General features: G+C 34.6%; 17 protein-coding genes and 1 pseudogene. 14 read left to right on the forward strand and 4 right to left on the reverse strand.

Going from position 1 to position 18,590, the window contains the following annotated elements; translation table 11 throughout:
* Window positions 1-41: 41 nt before the first annotated feature.
* Together NSQ08_RS11440 and NSQ08_RS11445 are read right to left on the reverse strand one after the other, a co-directional pair.
* Entirely contained in the window at window positions 42-1,514 is a 1,473-nt protein-coding gene (locus NSQ08_RS11440) for a sensor histidine kinase (protein ID WP_002189716.1), read from the reverse strand.
* Complete coding sequence (locus tag NSQ08_RS11445) at window positions 1,507-2,172, reverse strand: response regulator transcription factor (protein ID WP_000800741.1); 666 nt, start codon at window positions 2,170-2,172, stop codon at window positions 1,507-1,509. The genes NSQ08_RS11440 and NSQ08_RS11445 overlap by 8 nt, the downstream gene beginning before the upstream one ends.
* A 216-nt stretch (window positions 2,173-2,388) precedes the next feature.
* Here NSQ08_RS11445 and NSQ08_RS29910 point away from each other — a divergent pair, with 216 nt between their 5' ends.
* The 4 genes from NSQ08_RS29910 to NSQ08_RS11465 all read left to right on the forward strand — a co-directional run bounded on the left by NSQ08_RS29910 (window position 2,389) and on the right by NSQ08_RS11465 (window position 4,908).
* Window positions 2,389-2,523 carry a hypothetical protein gene (locus NSQ08_RS29910; protein WP_002141907.1) on the forward strand — a complete coding sequence of 45 codons (135 nt, stop codon included), beginning with the start codon at window positions 2,389-2,391 and terminating at the stop codon, window positions 2,521-2,523.
* Window positions 2,524-2,735: 212 nt separating this feature from the next.
* Window positions 2,736-3,410: an HAD family hydrolase gene (locus NSQ08_RS11455; protein WP_340774799.1), complete on the forward strand. Its 675-nt coding sequence runs from the start codon at window positions 2,736-2,738 to the stop codon at window positions 3,408-3,410.
* Window positions 3,411-3,581: 171 nt separating this feature from the next.
* Window positions 3,582-3,950 carry a DUF4180 domain-containing protein gene (locus NSQ08_RS11460; RefSeq protein WP_340774802.1) on the forward strand — a complete coding sequence of 123 codons (369 nt, stop codon included), beginning with the start codon at window positions 3,582-3,584 and terminating at the stop codon, window positions 3,948-3,950.
* 190 nt (window positions 3,951-4,140) lie between these two features.
* The gene (locus NSQ08_RS11465; RefSeq protein ID WP_002141910.1) at window positions 4,141-4,908 is read left to right on the forward strand and encodes an arylamine N-acetyltransferase family protein; all 768 of its coding nucleotides are present in this window, start codon (window positions 4,141-4,143) and stop codon (window positions 4,906-4,908) included.
* A 19-nt stretch (window positions 4,909-4,927) separates the two neighbouring features.
* Here NSQ08_RS11465 and NSQ08_RS11470 read toward each other — a convergent pair whose 3' ends face one another.
* The gene (locus NSQ08_RS11470) at window positions 4,928-5,110 is read right to left on the reverse strand and encodes a hypothetical protein (protein ID WP_256485923.1); all 183 of its coding nucleotides are present in this window, start codon (window positions 5,108-5,110) and stop codon (window positions 4,928-4,930) included.
* A 143-nt stretch (window positions 5,111-5,253) separates the two neighbouring features.
* Between NSQ08_RS11470 and NSQ08_RS11475 the strand changes: the two genes are divergently transcribed.
* Together NSQ08_RS11475 and NSQ08_RS11480 are read left to right on the forward strand one after the other, a co-directional pair.
* Window positions 5,254-5,907 (forward strand): YdeI/OmpD-associated family protein, encoded by a 654-nt coding sequence (locus tag NSQ08_RS11475; protein ID WP_002085348.1) that lies wholly within the window; start codon window positions 5,254-5,256, stop codon window positions 5,905-5,907.
* A 126-nt stretch (window positions 5,908-6,033) separates the two neighbouring features.
* Window positions 6,034-7,149 (forward strand): NAD(P)/FAD-dependent oxidoreductase, encoded by a 1,116-nt coding sequence (locus tag NSQ08_RS11480; RefSeq protein WP_340774817.1) that lies wholly within the window; start codon window positions 6,034-6,036, stop codon window positions 7,147-7,149.
* A gap of 448 nt (window positions 7,150-7,597) precedes the next feature.
* Here NSQ08_RS11480 and pssA read toward each other — a convergent pair whose 3' ends face one another.
* Window positions 7,598-8,089 carry a CDP-diacylglycerol--serine O-phosphatidyltransferase gene (pssA, locus tag NSQ08_RS11485; RefSeq protein WP_002085344.1) on the reverse strand — a complete coding sequence of 164 codons (492 nt, stop codon included), beginning with the start codon at window positions 8,087-8,089 and terminating at the stop codon, window positions 7,598-7,600.
* A 510-nt stretch (window positions 8,090-8,599) separates the two neighbouring features.
* On the opposite strand from pssA, the pseudogene NSQ08_RS11490 reads away from it, so the two are divergent.
* The 8 genes and pseudogenes from NSQ08_RS11490 to NSQ08_RS11525 all read left to right on the forward strand — a co-directional run.
* Window positions 8,600-8,704 (forward strand): annotated as a pseudogene (locus NSQ08_RS11490) (IS6 family transposase); the annotation flags it as partial.
* Window positions 8,705-8,866: 162 nt separating this feature from the next.
* Window positions 8,867-11,113, forward strand: a complete 2,247-nt coding sequence (locus tag NSQ08_RS11495) for an ABC transporter ATP-binding protein (RefSeq protein ID WP_340774822.1) — start codon at window positions 8,867-8,869, stop codon at window positions 11,111-11,113.
* On the forward strand, window positions 11,110-12,984 hold the full coding sequence (locus tag NSQ08_RS11500) for an ABC transporter ATP-binding protein (protein WP_002165711.1): 1,875 nt from the start codon (window positions 11,110-11,112) through the stop codon (window positions 12,982-12,984). The genes NSQ08_RS11495 and NSQ08_RS11500 overlap by 4 nt, the downstream gene beginning before the upstream one ends.
* Before the next feature lie 382 nt (window positions 12,985-13,366).
* Window positions 13,367-15,085 (forward strand): alpha-keto acid decarboxylase family protein, encoded by a 1,719-nt coding sequence (locus NSQ08_RS11505; protein WP_340774829.1) that lies wholly within the window; start codon window positions 13,367-13,369, stop codon window positions 15,083-15,085.
* 91 nt (window positions 15,086-15,176) lie between these two features.
* Window positions 15,177-16,607 (forward strand): PQQ-dependent sugar dehydrogenase, encoded by a 1,431-nt coding sequence (locus NSQ08_RS11510; RefSeq protein WP_340774832.1) that lies wholly within the window; start codon window positions 15,177-15,179, stop codon window positions 16,605-16,607.
* A gap of 198 nt (window positions 16,608-16,805) precedes the next feature.
* The gene (locus NSQ08_RS11515; protein ID WP_002189725.1) at window positions 16,806-17,378 is read left to right on the forward strand and encodes a hypothetical protein; all 573 of its coding nucleotides are present in this window, start codon (window positions 16,806-16,808) and stop codon (window positions 17,376-17,378) included.
* Window positions 17,379-17,446: 68 nt separating this feature from the next.
* A complete protein-coding gene (locus NSQ08_RS11520) occupies window positions 17,447-18,010 on the forward strand; it encodes a GNAT family N-acetyltransferase (protein ID WP_002141923.1) in 564 nt (187 codons plus the stop codon).
* A 77-nt stretch (window positions 18,011-18,087) separates the two neighbouring features.
* Window positions 18,088-18,468 (forward strand): nucleotide excision repair endonuclease, encoded by a 381-nt coding sequence (locus tag NSQ08_RS11525; RefSeq protein WP_002013261.1) that lies wholly within the window; start codon window positions 18,088-18,090, stop codon window positions 18,466-18,468.
* Window positions 18,469-18,590: the final 122 nt, after the last annotated feature.

Below are 18,590 nucleotides of genomic sequence, written 5' to 3' on the forward strand. Positions count from 1 at the left end.
TATCAATACTAAAACTACAAAAAACAAACAAACTCGTCCTACTAAGAGGGGAGTTTGTTTGTTTTTTGTTTAGATAATGGAATGTTCATGCAAAATTGTACACTATGTTCCATATTTTTTATAGAATATTTTATATCTAGCGTTTCAAGAATTTGTTTAACAATATATAGCCCCAAACCACTTCCTCCAGTATTTCGATTCCTTGATTTTTCAATTCGATAAAATGGTTTGAAAATTTGTTGTATATCCTCTTCTTTAATATTGACACCTGTATTCATAATTTGCATTTTGATTTGACCTTGTTTAGAATCCTCACTTAACTTTATATAGACTTTTTCATTATGTGGTGAATACATAACCGCATTATGGATAATATTTTTACATGCTTTTTCAAAAAGAACACGATCTGTATAAACAGAAAGATCAGAATCAATTTCTTTTATTATTTGGATGCTTTTTTGAGAAGCAAAAAATTCGAGATCTTTTGTGATTGTATCTATTAACTTCGAAAGATTAACTTCTTCTACTTTTAGTTTAAAGGTGTGTTGTTCTAATTTCGACATGCTTAAAATTTCACGAACTAATTGTTCCATACTTTCAATAATTTGATGATTTTTCTTTAAATATTGATCACGATTTTGATAAGGGCCAATATTGTATATCATCCCTTCTAAGTATCCTTTCATTACAGTAAGAGGGGTCTTTAATTCATGTGCTACAATCGCAAAAAACTCTCTGCGTTTTGTTTCTATTTCTCGTTCTTTTTCAATATCATTTTTTAATTGTTGATTTGCTTTTTTTAAATCAAACATAGCTTGTTGTAAGTTAATAGACATGTCATTCAAACTATTAGATAGTTCTCCTAACTCATCTGTAGAGCGAACCTCAATTTTTTCGGAGAAATCTAAATTTGCCATCTTTTGTGCACCCTCATTAATATAAATAAGTGGTTTTGTAATAAACCTGGAATAGAAATAAGCACTCCCTACACCAATTATGAGTACAATGATACTAATATAGGGGAGAAAGCGTACTAAAACCTGTGAAGCTTCATCAATTGGTTGAAATGTAGCAAAGACTATAAGCGTTAAACTACCATCTTGGAATTGAATTGGTTTCGTAACGTTATATGAATTGCTAAGGGTACCTGCATTCTCGAACCGTGTGGCTCTAGTAACTACTGTTGTTTGCGAACCATTTTGAGTAAAAGAAAATGAAGGAGAGTATTTAATTATTCCCTCATTATTTTGAAGATAAAGCATCGCATTATTTTTTTTTGCATATTCATCAAAAAGTGGTATCGCATCTTGAAACGTAAGATCTTTAGATTTATCAATGATTTCTTTTATCCCTGTTTGAAGTTGATCTGTTTTGTATTGCTCATAAAACGTAGGGAGAAAGAAGTATAAAGTTAAATAAATCAATACTGCAAAGGATAACAAAATGAGAGAGGTAGTCATAAAGAGTTTATAAGTAATTTGCTTCATCTTCATGATTTTCACAATACTATTCATCAATTTTATAACCAATACCCTTTATTGTTTTAATATAAGGGATAGCTAACTTTTTACGTAGGTTTTTAATATGTGTATCAATTATTCGTGTTTCTCCAAAATAATCGTACCCCCAAACTTTTTCTACGATATTTTCTCTTGTGAGTACTTTTCTCTCATTTTGAAATAGTAGTTGTAGAATTTCAAACTCTTTTGTCGTTAATAAAATTTCAACGTCATTTACATATACTCTATATGCATCAACATCGATACGCACTTCTTTAAATACCAAATGATTATTTACATTTTTATCATAACTTCTTCTAAGTACAGCTTCGACTCGTCTAATCAAAACATGAAACGAAAAGGGTTTTGTTATATAATCATCGATTCCAAGATCGAACCCTTTCATTTGATCTTCCTCTTCTTCCAATGCAGTTAGCATAATAATTGGTACGTTTGACTGACTTCGAATCATCTTGGATACTTCAAATCCATTAAGATTGGGCATCATTACATCTAGAAGAATTAAATCAAAGGATTGCTTATTAAATTGTGTCATACCCTCTAATCCATCTGATGCGACTACCACTGTATACTGTTGTGTCATTAAAAATTGTTTAATTAATTCCTGAATTTCTTGATCGTCCTCAACCACGAGGATATGATAGTTTTTCATAATATCACCTCTGGTAGTCATTATAGCCGTACTATCTGTAGTTTATGTGGAGATAAATTAGGAGATTCCACAAGACGATTATTGTGTTAGCTCTACGTTCAATAAAATGAACATTAATATTTAAGTAAAACTAATGTATAATAATGTAAATCGGGTGTAATTTCTTGAATTGTATGAAAATATATTTTTACTTCTTTACCAAGAGGAGAAAAGGAAATGAATTTCAATATAAAAGAAGCTACTGTAATTCTAGAGCGTGTGCCACAAACTTTGGAGTTTTTTTATCTAGTTTATCAGGCGAATGGCTACATTGTAATGAAGAGGAAGGAACTTGAAATACATTCGAAGTAGTTGAGCATTTAATTGATCTGGAGAGAAACAACTGGATTCTAAGGCTAGAATTAATTCTCCTGGAAGGTAAAAATAAATCCTTTACTCTGTTTGATCGTTATTCTCACATAAATAACAACTCTCTTGGTAAACCAAAAGTTTCAAGGTACGAACTAGGGATTATTTATATATTGCGAGAAAGGTTGTGAAATTATTTGAGGAGTTATAAAGCTATGCTATTTGATTTAGATGATACGTTACTCGATAGGGATAAGGCAGTAGATAACTTGTTTTTATTAGTTTTAGAGAAGTGTTATGGGGATGTTAGTGATACAGTCAAAAACAATATGTTACAGAAATTCAAAGAATATGATAAAAGAGAATATGGCATTAGTGATAAAACAATAGTTTTAGAATCATTATTTGATGAATTCGCGCCGAAATATAGATTGCCACGCAATTATATCCAAGATTTTTGGAATGAAAACTTGCCTAAATGTTTTTCAATTGACCAAAATACTATTCTTTTCTTAAATCATATAAAGAGGCACTTTAAAGTTGGAATTATTACAAATGGCTCAACTCAGAGGCAAAAAGCTAAAATAATGAATACGGGTTTAAATGAGTATTTTGATACGATTATTATTTCTGAAGAAGTGGGATTTAGTAAACCTGATAAACGTATATTCGAACTAGCATTAAATAAGCTAAATGTACAATCAGAAGATGTACTATTTGTTGGAGATGACTTAGAAAAGGATATTGCCGGTTGTCAAAATGCAAATATAAAGGGCATATGGTTCAATCCTAATGTGATTAAGAATAATACCGACACTAAACCATATGCCGAGATTACTTCTTTTGATAATTTATTAAGTTATTGTGGAGAGATAAATTTTCAAAAATAGTAAAAAGATAGATTACCCTTAATTTCATTGACCGTATGAGAAGTTTTAAAACAATATTTATTTACGAGGATATAAAGGATATTGGGCCAGGGGCAAATCATTTATGTGTGTTAATGAAGAGCTACACAGCGTGTTTAATATATACTTTATAAATTATAGAGGGGTGAGACTATGGAAATAAAGAAAGTAGTAATTGGCGGAATAAATATTGCCGTCGTCAGAAACGATACAGTATTAATATCCGACGTTCAATCTGCATTAGATCTCATGGCAACAGTTCAATATGAAGTGGATTCAAAGCGGATTGCTATCAATAAATCATTAATAAGTGAAAGCTTCTTTGACTTAAAAACACGGCTTGCGGGTGATATTCTTCAAAAGTTTATAAACTACAGAGTAAAGATTTCTATTATTGGAGATTTCTCTATGTATACGAGTAAAAGCTTAAAGGATTTTATTTATGAATGTAATAAAGGTAAGGATATTTTTTTATTAGCAACTGAGCAACAAGCAATTGAAAAATTAAGCTCATTGAAATAAAGATATAAAATGTAATTCGAAAGAGGCATCCGTGAAGGTGCCTCTTATTTGTATTTTTATATAAATATGTTTTTCAAATTTAAATTTTGTACCGGTACAGTAACTGCAAATGTACATTGTTACTATATCCCTTCAAATTTACAATCAGCATATATTATTTTAATTTATAACTTATTAAGGGGTGCTGAATATGACAAAGTTACAAGATCAACTCTTTACAAGATTAAACCTTGAAAAACGTACTGAAATAAAATTTGAAGAATTAAGTACAATACTCTTTGCATTTGCCCACACAATCCCGTTTGAGAATTTAAATGTAATAGCAAGTAATGCGAATACAATTTCTATGAAAAATTTACAAGAGAAAATTTTAACTAGTTCTCGAGGTGGGCTTTGTTATGAATTAAATACTCTTTTTTACTATTTTTTAAAAGATAGTGGTTATGATGTACAACTCGCACTAGGTACCGTATATAAAAATGATATAAACGATTGGGCACTTGAAGATGGGCATATAACAATTATTTTAAATTACGAAAACGTAAGGTACTTAATTGATGTAGGTATTGCTTCATTAGTACCTCTTGTACCAGTACCGTTTACTGGCGAACTTGTTTCTTCTAAAAACGGTTCGTATCGAGTAAGACAAAAAGATACGAGTAAAGGAAACTATGTTCTAGAAAGAATAGATGTTGATGGAGAATGGAAAGTTTGTCATGCTTTTTATAAACATATTATTGATGAGACAGTAGTAAACGATGTTCAAAGAAGAGTGATAAAAGATGAGAAATCTATTTTCAATAAAGGACCCATTGCAGTAAAATTGACGAACTTTGGCCATGTCTCATTAACGAATACTAGTTTAACTGAAATTATTTATGGAGAAAAAACGAAGCGTGAAATTACAGAAAATAAATATAAAGAGCTTTTATATACTTTATTTGCTATTGAGTTGTGAATATAAAAATAGCCGGTTCTTATTCAGAATCGGCTATTTTTATTATTTTTGGTTTAAATGGTTTTCGTCTAATATGTTTCGGAAACTGCGGTATAGTTAACGTTTTTAACGTTTCCTCAGCTTTTTCATATGTATGAAAGACTGGCTCTTTTCCATGATCTCCTTGCAAAACTAGCCCTTCATCCCGGATTACATACGGCATAAAACCATTCCTTATAGTAAAAAATTATGGTCTATTGAAACAGAATGATACGATTTCAAGTTTAATTTTCTTAATAGATATAATACACTAGAACAGTATAAAGAAGTATATAAAATGAATATTGGATGCAAAGGAAGATTATAATGTCAGTTATTGATAAATTGAAACTAAATAAGTATACAAATATGGTCGTAATTAACGAACCAAGTGATTATGACATTTTCACAGGTAAAGAAACCTCATTTTCAAAAGAACATGATGCTATTTTTATTTTTGTTGAAACACTTGATGAAATGGTGAAACAAACGAATTTTATTATTAGTAATGAAGAATTACTAATTGAAAAAGGTTACGTGTTTTTCGCATATCCGAAAAAAGGTAATGCTCGTTACAGTACGTTTATTCACCGTGATGAGATGTTTCCGGCATTAAACGTTGGAGATGATGGATATGTGGGGGAAAGCGAAATTAAATTTGCGCGAATGGTAAGTATGGATGATGTCTTTACAGTTGTAGGTTTAAAACGTGAAAAGAAAAAAGCGAAGAAAACACCTGCAGCGAGTCAATGTGTTGCTGATTATGCAGACCGTATTCAAGATGTTGAAGCATTATTGGCTAATCATCCAGCTGAACTTAAGTTTTATCAAAGTTTAACTCCTGGTTATCAAAAAGATTGGGCACGTAATTTATTTTCTGTGAAACAAGAAAAAACACGCGATAAACGTCTTGAGAAAATGATTGAAATCCTTTCACAAGGCTATAAAACAATTGAATTATTCCGTAAGAAGAAAAAATAATGATTAGGAACGTCACAATGATGCAACAATTAATTACGTTGAGCACATTGAAAAAAGGATTCCTTTCAGTATACTAAAGTATGTTCTTATATTTAAATAATTAGCAAAAGAGAAAAGGTGTTTGAAATGAAATCGTATATTGTAGTTGGATCTGGAATTTTAGGGGCATCTACTGCCTATCATCTTGCTAAGGCTGGTGCGAAGGTTACTATTGTAGATCGTCAAGATTTAGGTCAAGCAACTGATGCAGCAGCAGGTATTGTCTGTCCGTGGCTGTCGCAACGTCGTAATAAAGCATGGTATAAAATCGTTAAAGGCGGTGCACGTTACTATTCTTCGTTAATTCAGCAATTAGAAGAAGACGGTGAAACGGATACAGGTTACAACCGTGTAGGTGCAATTAGTTTACATACTGATGAGAAAAAACTAGATCAAATGGAAGAGCGAGCGTATAAACGCCGTGAAGATGCACCGGAGATTGGTGAAATCACTCGCTTATCAGCTGAAGAAACGAAAAAGTTATTCCCAGCATTATCGGAAGAATATAGTTCTGTTCATATTAGTGGCGCTGCACGAGTAAATGGAAGATTATTACGCAACGCATTAATAAGCGCTGCGAAAAAACATGGTGCAACTTTCATTAAAGGTGATGCAGTATTAGTCCGTGAAGGGAATCATATTACGGGAGTTAAAGTAAATGACGAAACAATTGTAGCGGAAAAGGTAATGGTAACTGCAGGCGCATGGGCGAACGAAATCTTGAATCCATTAGGAATTAATTTCTTAGTTACGTTCCAAAAAGGACAAATTGTTCATTTGCAAATGGAAAATACAGCAACAGAAAATATGCCAGTTGTAATGCCGCCGAACGATCAATATATTTTAACATTTGACAATGGCCATATCGTAATTGGTGCAACGCATGAGAATGATACTGGTTTCGATCACCGTGTAACAGCTGGTGGTTTACATGAAGTATTCCATAAAGCGTTAACAGTAGCGCCTGGTTTAGAAGATGGTACAATGCTTGAAACCAGAGTTGGATTCAGGCCGTTTACGCCAGGATTCTTACCTGTTATTGGCCCACTCCCTAATTTTGAAGGCATACTCATTGCAAACGGATTAGGTGCTTCAGGATTAACAGCAGGTCCATACTTAGGATCAGAACTTGCGAAACTTGCGTTAGGGCAACCGATTGAATTAGATTTAAATGATTATGATGTTGCTGGGGCAATGGAATAGTAATAAACAAAAAGATTAGGAGTGATTTCCTAATCTTTTTGTTATGTTATTTGGGCGTAACTAAGTATTTTGAGAGGTAGGAGTTCTTTTAAACAAGCGGGATCACCACATCGCTATCAAGCTAAAAAAATAAATAATATCCACAAAACGAAAATTTTTTGCCCTTTATAGCAACGAAGTACATTTTTATCGTTTGAGGTATTAGAGAAGAAAGATTGATTCGTTCAATATAGAGGCGAAAATACATATCAGAAATATAAACAATAGCCTCAAAAACTGGAGGCTATTCAATTTCACAATCTATTATGATTAATTACAATAGATAAGCTCTTTAAAGTCTGTCCCATCGCTGCATTCGTAAAATGATGAATAACATCAAAACCCTCAACTTGATGGATATTAGCGAACCGTTCCACAAATGAAATTAAAGCGATAGACGGGATCCCAATTAAAGTTTTTTAAACCTAATTGGACTTACCATTAAGAGAGCGAGGATTAATGTAATCCATGCATTGCTATATGAAAACAATCCCATACCGGCCAATGGTAATCCAGCAGCTGGAATAGGTAATCCCTTAAAATATCCAATGGTTGGTTTTACACTAAATTTAGCTAATCTTAAAGCACCCATCGTTGGGAAAAGGATAAATGCCAAAGAAGTTAAAATAGAAGGTGTTGCTATCGAATGAAATAAAAGTGCAGGAGCAACTCCGAAACTAACAATATCAGCTAAGGAATCCAATTGTACACCAAACTCACTGTTCACTTTTAATTTCCTCGCAATTCTTCCATCAAGGAGATCTAAAACAGCTGAAAAGAAAATGAAAATGGAGGCTACTTCCAAATAGTCACTCATATTCATGGTAATTGAAAAAACACCGCACAATAAATTTCCAATCGTAAATAAATTGGGTACAGCTTTTACTATTTGATTGAACAAGGTTGTCCCCCCTAAGTTGATCAAACTTCACGTTTATGTAGCATTTTCTATATATTCTTCCGTTATTCTTGAAAAAATATGACCACTGTATGCTAAGTAAATTTCGGCAAGAGAAAAACCGATTTCCTGTACGTTATGTTGGTTTATAAACATATTTGATCAAAGGTAAGTCTATTACTGCTGATTTACCTAATATAAAAAGCCTGTTTTTGAAAAAAAAGAGTTATCAAAATAGGCTCTAAACATATTTTATAGAATCACTTTTTATAAAATATGTTTGATTATTTTCGGTACGCGTTGTTGAACATTAGCACCCGATAGTTGAAGTGCCAAGTAGTCAAGCATTTTCCTCCGGTTTTAAATGTATTGTTTTTTATAAGTTTAAGATTAATTTTGTCCGTAATTTCTTTAATAAAGGTAGTCCACTGCCTAAGACTACAGGAAACATATTAATCCGATATTCATCAATCAATTCAGGTAGTTTACGAAATTCTGGTTTTCCGCCAGAAAAGATTAGTTAGATATATTAATTATATAGTGGAACAAGATCATCGTTTTATTAAGAAACATGTGCGTTCTATTTTTGGATTTAAGTCCTATAAAACAACATCTACACACTAAAAGATGCATCATATCTTCATATATTCATAAAATTAATCTGTAGTCGAAAATACGTAAAGAGCTGCAAGAATGAATTACTGAGAATACGAAGAATAAAGGAGAGAAGCTGAGTAAAAACTAAAAAAATTAGACAAAGAAAATGGAGAGATGAACTAAATGTTAAAGATCATCAAGCATTTAAAACCATTTATTGCTTCCATCATTGCAGTTGTATGTCTTTTAACTGTACAGGCAGTATGCGATCTATCACTGCCAGACTACATGTCTAACATTGTCAATGTAGGGATTCAACAAAAAGGTGTAGAAAATGCAGTACCTGAGGTTATTCGTAAAAGTGAAATGGATAAACTTACGCTCTTTATGAATGAAAATGAGAAGAAAAAAGTTGCTGATAACTATGTGCTTTTAGATAAGAACAACCTCTCTCAAAGTGAACTGAAAAATGACTTAAAAGATTATCCGCAGCTTGATAAAGAGCCACTTTATAAGTTACATACAGAAGATAAAAAAATAATTAACGAACTTAACGATATCTTTGGGAAACCAATGTTAATTACACAAGGAATTGAAAAAGGTGGCTCATCTGCTTTCTCTCCTGCTGCGACAGGTGACAACAACACACCAGCGAAACTTCCGCCAAATACAGATCCTTTTGCAGTCATTGCGAAACTTCCTCAAGATCAAATCAATGCAATGAAAGAAAAGGCAGATGAAAAGTTTAAGAATATGCCAGGTAGCATGGTAACACAATCAGCTGTTTCATACATTGAGAATGAGTATAAGAAAATCGGTATCAATACTGATAAACTTCAATCTAATTTTATCCTTACTTCCGGCGGGAAAATGCTGCTTTTATCCTTAGTAAGTATGGCAGCTACCGTTATCGTGAGTTTACTTGCTGCAAAAGTAGCTGCAGGACTCGGCAGAGACCTTAGAAAGAAAGTATTCCGGAAAGTTACAAACTTCTCGAATGCGGAGTTTGATAAGTTTTCCACTGCATCTCTAATCACAAGAAGTACAAATGATATCCAACAAGTTCAAACACTTATGGTTATGATGCTTCGCATTGTATTCTATGCACCAATTTTAGGTATCGGCGGCATTATTAAAGTACTTACTACAGACCTTTCAATGGGATGGATTATCGCAGTTGCGGTAATTGCGATTTTAAGCCTAGTCATTGGTTTATTTAGCATCGCGATTCCTAAGTTTAAGCGTATCCAAAAGTTAGTAGATAAAATTAACTTAATCACTCGTGAATCTTTAACCGGTATGCTCGTTATTCGTGCTTTTAATACTCAAAAACATGAAGAAAAGAAATTTGAAAAAGGAAATCAAGATTTAACAAAAACAAATTTATTTGTAAGCCGTTTAATGTCATTTATGATGCCAATGATGATGTTTATCATGAATGCCGTTACTGTACTTATTATTTGGGTCGGATCACACCAAGTGGATATGGGACATATGCAAGTTGGTGATTTGATGGCATTTATGCAATATACAATGCAAATCATCATGGCCTTCTTAATGATTTCAATGGTATCTATTATGGTTCCACGTGCTTCAGTTTCCGCACAACGTATCGCAGAAGTTTTAGATACTGACATTACCATTAGTGATGTAAAAGAGCCGAAAACATTTGCTTCAGACAAGAAAGGTTACGTTGAATTTAAAAATGTTGGCTTTAGATACCCAGGTGCAGAAGAAGATGTGCTTTCCAATATCACCTTTACTGCAAAACCTGGTGAAACGACAGCTTTCATCGGTAGTACAGGTAGTGGTAAATCAACATTAATCAACTTAATTCCACGCTTTTACGATGTCACAAGCGGCCAAATATTAATAAATGGCACGGATATTAGAGAAGTATCTCAGAAGGAATTAAGAGAGAAAATTGGTTATGTACCGCAAAAAGGAGTTCTCTTCTCAGGTACAATCGAGAGTAATTTGAAATATGGTAAAAAAGAAGCAACTGAAGAAGAACTCGAAAAAGCGGCGGAAATCGCGCAAGCTATGGAGTTTATTAACGCGAAGCCTGAAAGCTTCCGCACAGAAATATCACAAGGTGGTACGAACGTTTCCGGTGGTCAAAAACAAAGACTTTCTATTGCGCGTGCTCTTACGAAAAAATCGGAAATCTTCATATTCGATGATAGTTTCTCAGCTCTTGACTTTAAGACAGACGCAGCATTGCGCAGAGCTTTAAACAATGAGATTACAGGAAGTACTATTTTACTTATTGCCCAAAGAATCAGTACAATCATGAATGCCGATAAGATTATTGTACTTGACGAAGGAAAAATAATTGGAACTGGTACTCATGAAGAGCTTATGGAAAACTGTGAAGTTTATAAGCAAATTGCTTTATCACAACTTTCAAGAGAGGAGTTGTCATCATGAGTGATAGAAAAATAGAAAATAGAAAACAAAGCGGCCCTGGTCCTGGCGGTGGCGGTCCTATGGGCGGCGGCATGAGAAAGATTGAGAAAGCAAAAAACTTCAAAGGAACGATGAATAAACTCCTTCAATACTTGAAGCCCTATAAATTATCAATCTTAATCGTTATCCTTTTCGCAATCGGCAGTGCAGCCTTTACAATCGTTGGTCCAAAAATTTTAGGAAACGCGACAACAAAACTTTTCGAAGGACTCGTAAGCAAAGTATCAGGAGCACCCGGTGCGGCCATTGACTTTACCTATATCGGAAACATTGTCATTTTACTCCTTGGATTATATATACTGAGCACTGTGTTTGGTATTATCCAGGGGTACATTATTTCTGGAGTAGCTCAAAAAGTATCTTATAACTTCAGAAAAGAAATCGATGAAAAAATTAACCGTATGCCGCTGAAATACTTTGATAAAACAACGCACGGCGAAGTATTATCGAGAATTACAAATGACGTAGATACGGTGAGCCAAACTTTAAACCAAAGTATGTCGCAAATCATCACATCCGTTATTACAATCATCGGTGTACTTATCATGATGTTATCAATCAGCTGGCAAATGACATTAGTGGCGCTTTTAATATTGCCAGTATCCATGATTCTCATCATGGCAGTCGTAAAACGATCACAAAAATACTTCAAATCCCAGCAAGAATATTTAGGACACGTAAACGGTCAGGTCGAAGAAATTTATAGTGGTCACAATATCGTAAAAGCCTTCAACAAAGAAGAAGAAGAAGTGAAAAAATTCGAAAAGGTAAATGATACCCTTTACCATTCCGCATGGAAATCTCAATTTCTATCTGGAATGATGATGCCGATTATGACATTTATCGGTAATATCGGTTACGTCGCTGTATCTATTTTAGGTGGATGGCTTGCGGTAAAGAGAACCATCGCAGTTGGAGACATTTTAGCCTTTGTGCAATATGTTAGAAGCTTTACGCAACCAATCGCTCAAGTAGCACAAATCGCGAACGTACTTCAATCTACTGCAGCTGCTGCAGAAAGAGTCTTCGAATTTTTAGAAGAAGAAGAGGAAGTGCCAGAAGCAGAAAATCCAGTGAAGCTGCAAAAAGTTCAAGGAGAAGTTACCTTCCAAGATGTTCAATTTGGATACAATCCAGATAAGATCATCATCAATAATTTCTCATCTAACATTAAACCTGGACAAAAGGTAGCAATCGTCGGACCAACCGGAGCTGGTAAAACAACGATTGTAAAACTGTTAATGCGTTTTTATGACATAAACAGCGGTGCAATATGTATCGACGGTCACGATATAAAAGACTTCACGCGAGAAGACCTGCGCAACATGTTTGGTATGGTACTTCAAGACACTTGGCTATTTAACGGCTCCATCATGGAAAATATACGTTACGGTAGACTCGATGCTACAGACGAAGAGGTAATTGAAGCAGCGAAAGCAGCTCACGTTCACAACTTCGTAAAAACATTACCAAATAAATATCAAATGGAACTAAACGAAGAAGCAAGCAACGTATCCCAAGGACAAAAGCAACTACTAACAATTGCACGTGCCCTTATAGCGGATCCGAAAATATTAATACTCGATGAAGCAACAAGCTCCATTGACACTCGTACAGAAGTACTGATTCAAAAAGCGATGGAAAACCTTATGGAAGGTAGAACAAGCTTCATTATCGCTCATAGATTATCAACAATACGTGATGCAGATTTAATCCTTGTCATGAAAGACGGAGATATTGTAGAACAAGGTAATCATGAAGAGTTATTGAAAGCTGATGGTTTCTATGCTTCGCTTTATAATAGTCAGTTTGAAGGTGCGGATGCTTCTTGAGTTAGTAGGTGAAAGTCCATTTAAATAACTAAACCCACGAAGAAAATGCATTTTCTTCGTGGGTTTTTATTATTTTTAAGGTTCTGTTACAAAATTTTAAAAAGTAAGCTAGACTTTTGCAAAACAGAGTGAGGAGCATGATAAATGGGATGTTTTAAAGGGAAACAATTTAAAAAGAACATTAGAAGATTAATTAATACATTCTTGTAATGTTTTAGTGTTTCTCCTCCTTCTCTTGTTTTATGAATATCTCCAAAGATAAGGAGCATTTCTTCCCGATTAATTGTTGCACAACGGATAACCGGTTTAATTAAAGGGAATTATCAAAAAGGGTACTATAAAATAGAACAAGCCAAAGAAATAGATAAGGAGTGAGCAAGCGATGGACAACATGATTAATACGGGCAGCTTTGGTTTACAAAGGGGACCTGATCCAAAAACGGTTGGCCAGTATTTGTTCGATTGCCTGAAACTCGAGGGCATTACCGAAATTTTTGGTGTCGCAGGGGACTATAATTTTACACTTCTTGATACTTTGGAGTGTTATAACGGCATCCGTTTTATAAAAGGACGAAATGAACTAAACTCGGGCTACGCTGCAGATGGCTATGCAAGAATCAAAGGAATATCGGCTCTTATTACGACATTTGGGGTCGGGGAGCTCAGTGCATGCAATGCGATAGCGGGAGCCAACAGCGAGCATGTGCCAATTATACACATTGTGGGTGCGCCTCCTGAGAAGGATCAAAAAGAGCATAAGCTTATGCATCACACCTTAATGGATGGGAATTTTGACGTTTTTCGCAAGGTGTATGAGCAGATTACGGCATATACCGCGGTGCTTACGCCGGAAAATGCCAAGATTGAAATTCAGACTGCGATTCGCATTGCTAAGGAAAAGAAAAAGCCGGTATACCTGGTTGTGGCTAATGATTTAGTGACCAAGCCGATTAAAGTCTGGGCAGAACCGGTACCACCACGTCCAACATCCAACCCGAATACCCTTCAGGCTGCAGTGAATCATGTCCGTCCGCTTTTGGAACGTGCCCAACGACCGGTTATCCTGGTGGATGTGAAAACGATGCGATTCGGCCTTCAGACAGCGACTCAGCAGCTAGCCGATGCAATGAATGTGCCTGTTGTAACGATGATTTACGGGAAGGGTGGATTCGACGAGAACCATCCAAATTATATCGGAATGTATTTAGGCTCTTTCGGGAGGACTGAAGTCCAAAGTACAGTGGAGAATGCAGATTGTATCATTGCGATTGGTATGGTATGGGCGGATACAAACACCGCAAGTTTTACCGCAAAGCTGAACCCACTGATAACTGTCAATATTCAACCAGATATAGTTAAAATCGCTGAGGCGGAATATCCGAATGTTCTTGCAGCCGACATGCTACTTGCCGTTCAGAAGGTGAATTATAAGGGCAAAGGTTTGACAAAAAAATTGTCATTCCCTTATGAGCAATTCACAACTACTGCCGACGGACCTCTAATGGCTGACGGCTATTATCCGCGTTTTCAGCGTATGCTGAAAGAGGGTGATATTGTAATCGCCGAGACCGGAACGCTTTATTACGGAATGGGAGAGATAAGACTGCCGGGCAATGTAATATATATTGGACAAGGTGGATGGCAGTCCATCGGTTACGCAATCCCTTCGGCGTTTGGTGCTATTATGGCCGCGCCGGAACGCCGAGTATTGGTGTTTACAGGTGACGGTGCCCTGCAGCTAACGGTACAGGGAATCAGTTCTATGCTCTATTACGGCTGCAAGCCTATAATCTTTGTTTTGAACAACGATGGTTATACAATCGAGAGATATTTAAATGTCAAAACAGAGGATCAAAAGTACAACCAAATCCCTCGATGGTCTTACACCAAGCTGGCCGAAGCTTTTGGAGGTAACGCGTTTACCGTTACGGTCCGGACCTATGGAGAGCTTGATCAGGCTATAATCCATGCTGAAAAGGAAAGCGCCGAAAGACTCTGTATAATTGAAATGATCGCAGGGAATCGAATGGACGCACCTGAATATATGCGACGGATGCGTAGTTATATGGAGAAGCAGGAAAAGCAGCGCAGTCAGAAATAGTATCCAATTCTCTAGTCCCTAATTGGATACTAATTGAACAGTTCTAATCATATTCTTTTAATAAAACGCAATTAAAGGGGTGTAAAGTGAGTTGACAAAAGTTAAGGTTAGTTTACGGCCCATTGCAAGTAAGTTCAATTTACCTACTGTTTTGAAAACAACTATACTACCAGGTGACTCAATTGAAAGGTTATTTATTGCAACCCAGGTAGGAGAAATCTTTTACATAGGAGATGGAGTTATAAGGACTTTTTTAGATATTCGCTCGCGAATCATAAAATTAGGTAAGTCTGAAGAAGGTGTTTCTGGTACTGGATATGATGAACGCGGATTGCTAGGACTAGCGTTTCATCCACAATTTTATCAAAACGGTTTATTTTACCTTCATTATTCAGTAGCTGGCACTCAAGGTCCGGGTGCCCTTTCTGAACCTTTTAAACCTAATCCGTGTGATCCGAAAACTTTAAACTTAAAGTGGGTAAATAGAGATACTCAATATGATCATATTGATACGGTTGAGGAATGGATTTTACAATCACATAGTCAACCTCAAAAACGACGGACATTACTTAACATAAGAAGGCCCTTTTTTAATCATAACGGAGTCAATAGTTTAAACTTTTCACCTGAGAGTGGAAAACTTGTTTTTACAAATGGAGATGGTGGATCGGGTTATGATCCATTTAATTTAAGCCAGGATGATTTAGAAATAGCGGGTAAAATAATTGAAATTGATGTAAGTAAAAATACATTCATAAATAACCCTCCAGTAGTTACACACTTTAATGAGTTTCCTTTATCTATACAAGAAACACTTACAGTAATTGCGAAAGGAGTTCGGAATATAACAGGTATTTCATTTCAAAGGTTTTATAATCAATATATCAAATATGCTGGAAATGTCGGGCAGGATATTGTAGAGTCTATTTTTTCGTTTGTTCATTATAAACCCATACCGGTTACCGAACTTGTTCAAACGCCTTTAATGAGATCCACTCCCAATCAAGATGGATTTATTAATTTTGGTTGGCGAGGATGGGAAGGAGAATTTCCTACTTCTTTTATAAGGCACTGTTCTAAGAACCCTACTTTGGATGAGAGAACAATGGCTTATTATAATGAAACAATAGAAACATCAGTGAGGCGCATACAGCCCCTAATTAGTTATTTTCATAAAGATTCCAGAGCAGATAAGTTTGGAGGAACCTCACTTACAGGAGTACAACCATATATGGGAACTACAATTTCTAGTTTAACTGGTAGTATCGTGTTTACTGATCTTGCTAAGAAAGAAGAATTTCAATCTCCAGTAAAGGGAGTGTTAGCTTTTACTAGAGCAGCTCTAGACGGGAAACGTAATGATTTTCATGTTATTGAAACCACTTATGATTTTGGGACTCAAGCAGCTTATTATGTTAGTTTAGGAACAAACTTAGATCAAACTAGATTATATTTAGGAGTTTATGGTTCTATGAAAGTAACTGAATTTAACAAAGGTACGATTTTTGAAATTGTTCCATGATACGGTATAAACCCTTAGTCTAAAAATATATGGAATTCATACTTTTTCAAACGCACGACTTAGCGCCTCTTAAAAAACCTTCTATGGATAAACATCTATTGTATAGTGATTCCTAACAAGCAGAAAGTAAAACATAACCAATAAGTATTTGAATAAAAATAGAAAGTGGTGAATTAAGTCTCTTTAGGGGGGAATTTGATGAATCGCTTTAGAAGCTATTGGTATCAATGGATGATAGAGCAGGATGCGAATTTTGTTCATAAAAGAAAGGTGACGCCTGCAAGTAGGTTAGTCATTACAGCATTACTCGGTTCATTTGCTGCTATTTTTCAATCTGCGGGGAACTTAATCCCTGGAATTGGGTTATTTATTAGTCCTTTCGCGACGCTACCGATTTTTCTGGCTATTTGTTATTCTATTCGTGAGGGAGTACTTTCTTATATTCTTACTATTTTCCTACTATTCATTATTGAGCCAAGTGAACTAATTGTCTTTCCCTTTACTACAGGCTTATTAGGTATAGCGTTAGGAGTATCCTTTTTACAATTCAAGAGGAGGATTTGGGTAATTTCCTTTTCAGCGATATGTCTACTTATAGGAATTATGATCATTCTCGATATCTTCCGTTTTCCTGTACTTGGTCCTAGTATTCATACGACTATGGATATAAAAGTTATTACATTAATATTTATACTGAGTTTTTTATACTGCTGGATCTATGCAGAGTTGTGTAGAATAATAATGAATAGAGTATATAAAGTATGGTCTTAGCAATTGCATAAAATCTTTTTGAACAAATACACTTTCTCATATATTTTTAAAAATTGGAGATGTAAGCCATGTATAACATTGAAATTAGAAGGCCGAATTCGAATGATTTAGATGAATTACATTTGTTTTTTCGTCTTGTTATTACTAATACATTTAAAAACGAAGGGTTATCACATCTATTAGATGACATAGAAAATGAAATTAACTCGAAAAAGAAATATTTAAAAAATGATTTTGATAGTAATGGAGAAAATCGTTACTTTTTATTAGCGATAGATACAAGTAACGATAAAATCATTGGAACGATTGAAATCGGTCCAGCAAGTGCATTGATTAATAGTTGTACAGACGGTGTACTTAAGGATTTGTATGAAATAGGAACTGTATTTATACTTCCGGAGTATCAAAGAAAAGGTATAGGGAGTTTACTACTAAATACAATGTATCTTACATTACTTAGCAGAGGAATAACCGAATGCTGTTTAGATAGTGGATACAAAAAAGCACAAAGTATATGGACAAAAAAGTTTGGAAAACCTAGTTATGTGCTGAAGGATTATTGGGGCGAATCAAACGATCATATGATTTGGAAAAAAAGTTTACATGATATACCTATAATATTTGAATTATAAAATGAAATATCTCTCTTAACATAGCTTTTCTTACATACTTATGCTATTATTTATCTTTATAATAAAAGAGGACGTGAATGAACTTGATTAAAATTAATATTCCTGAAGCTGATGTTTCCATTACTGAACGTAACCAAGTTATTAAAGGAGACGAGCCATTAATTACTCCAATTAACGGTTTTATCGATTTCCACTTGTTCCCTAGAGATAAAGGCGGCATTTTTATGTTTTACAATATTAATGACGAACTTCTTTTCGTAGGTAAAGCTCGTAAAATTAGACAACGTATTAAAAAGCATTTTGAAGATAATGTTTCACCAATCAAAAATAATCGTGATGAAGTATACCGTATCGATGCATGTATCGTAGAAGATCCAACTGAAAGAGAAATTTACGAAACATACATCATTAATAAGTACAAAGCGAAATATAACGTTGATAAAGTGTTTTATAAATAAACAACATTAGCGAAATGAAACAATCCTAGTACATACACTAGGATTGTTTTTATTTATATAGCTTTGTAATTTTTGTCCGTAATGATTTTCCTCGCATTTGTTCCTCCTTATAAGGGAATAGA

The organism is Bacillus sp. FSL E2-8887, assembly GCF_038007205.1.
In the GTDB taxonomy this organism is placed as follows: Bacteria; Bacillota; Bacilli; order Bacillales; family Bacillaceae_G; genus Bacillus_A; species Bacillus_A mycoides.

Coding starts and splice junctions, on each gene's coding strand:
- NSQ08_RS11515 (WP_002189725.1), top strand. CDS start 16,806: ATGAATCGCTTTAGAAGCTATTGGTATCAATGGATGATAGAGCAGGAT.
- NSQ08_RS11455 (WP_340774799.1), top strand. CDS start 2,736: ATGCTATTTGATTTAGATGATACGTTACTCGATAGGGATAAGGCAGTA.
- NSQ08_RS11495 (WP_340774822.1), top strand. CDS start 8,867: ATGTTAAAGATCATCAAGCATTTAAAACCATTTATTGCTTCCATCATT.
- NSQ08_RS11525 (WP_002013261.1), top strand. CDS start 18,088: ATGAACTTGATTAAAATTAATATTCCTGAAGCTGATGTTTCCATTACT.
- NSQ08_RS11465 (WP_002141910.1), top strand. CDS start 4,141: ATGACAAAGTTACAAGATCAACTCTTTACAAGATTAAACCTTGAAAAA.
- NSQ08_RS11505 (WP_340774829.1), top strand. CDS start 13,367: ATGGACAACATGATTAATACGGGCAGCTTTGGTTTACAAAGGGGACCT.
- NSQ08_RS11480 (WP_340774817.1), top strand. CDS start 6,034: ATGAAATCGTATATTGTAGTTGGATCTGGAATTTTAGGGGCATCTACT.
- NSQ08_RS29910 (WP_002141907.1), top strand. CDS start 2,389: ATGAATTTCAATATAAAAGAAGCTACTGTAATTCTAGAGCGTGTGCCA.
- NSQ08_RS11475 (WP_002085348.1), top strand. CDS start 5,254: ATGTCAGTTATTGATAAATTGAAACTAAATAAGTATACAAATATGGTC.
- NSQ08_RS11445 (WP_000800741.1), bottom strand. CDS start 2,172: ATGAAAAACTATCATATCCTCGTGGTTGAGGACGATCAAGAAATTCAG.
- NSQ08_RS11460 (WP_340774802.1), top strand. CDS start 3,582: ATGGAAATAAAGAAAGTAGTAATTGGCGGAATAAATATTGCCGTCGTC.
- NSQ08_RS11520 (WP_002141923.1), top strand. CDS start 17,447: ATGTATAACATTGAAATTAGAAGGCCGAATTCGAATGATTTAGATGAA.
- NSQ08_RS11500 (WP_002165711.1), top strand. CDS start 11,110: ATGAGTGATAGAAAAATAGAAAATAGAAAACAAAGCGGCCCTGGTCCT.
- NSQ08_RS11440 (WP_002189716.1), bottom strand. CDS start 1,514: ATGAATAGTATTGTGAAAATCATGAAGATGAAGCAAATTACTTATAAA.
- NSQ08_RS11470 (WP_256485923.1), bottom strand. CDS start 5,110: ATGCCGTATGTAATCCGGGATGAAGGGCTAGTTTTGCAAGGAGATCAT.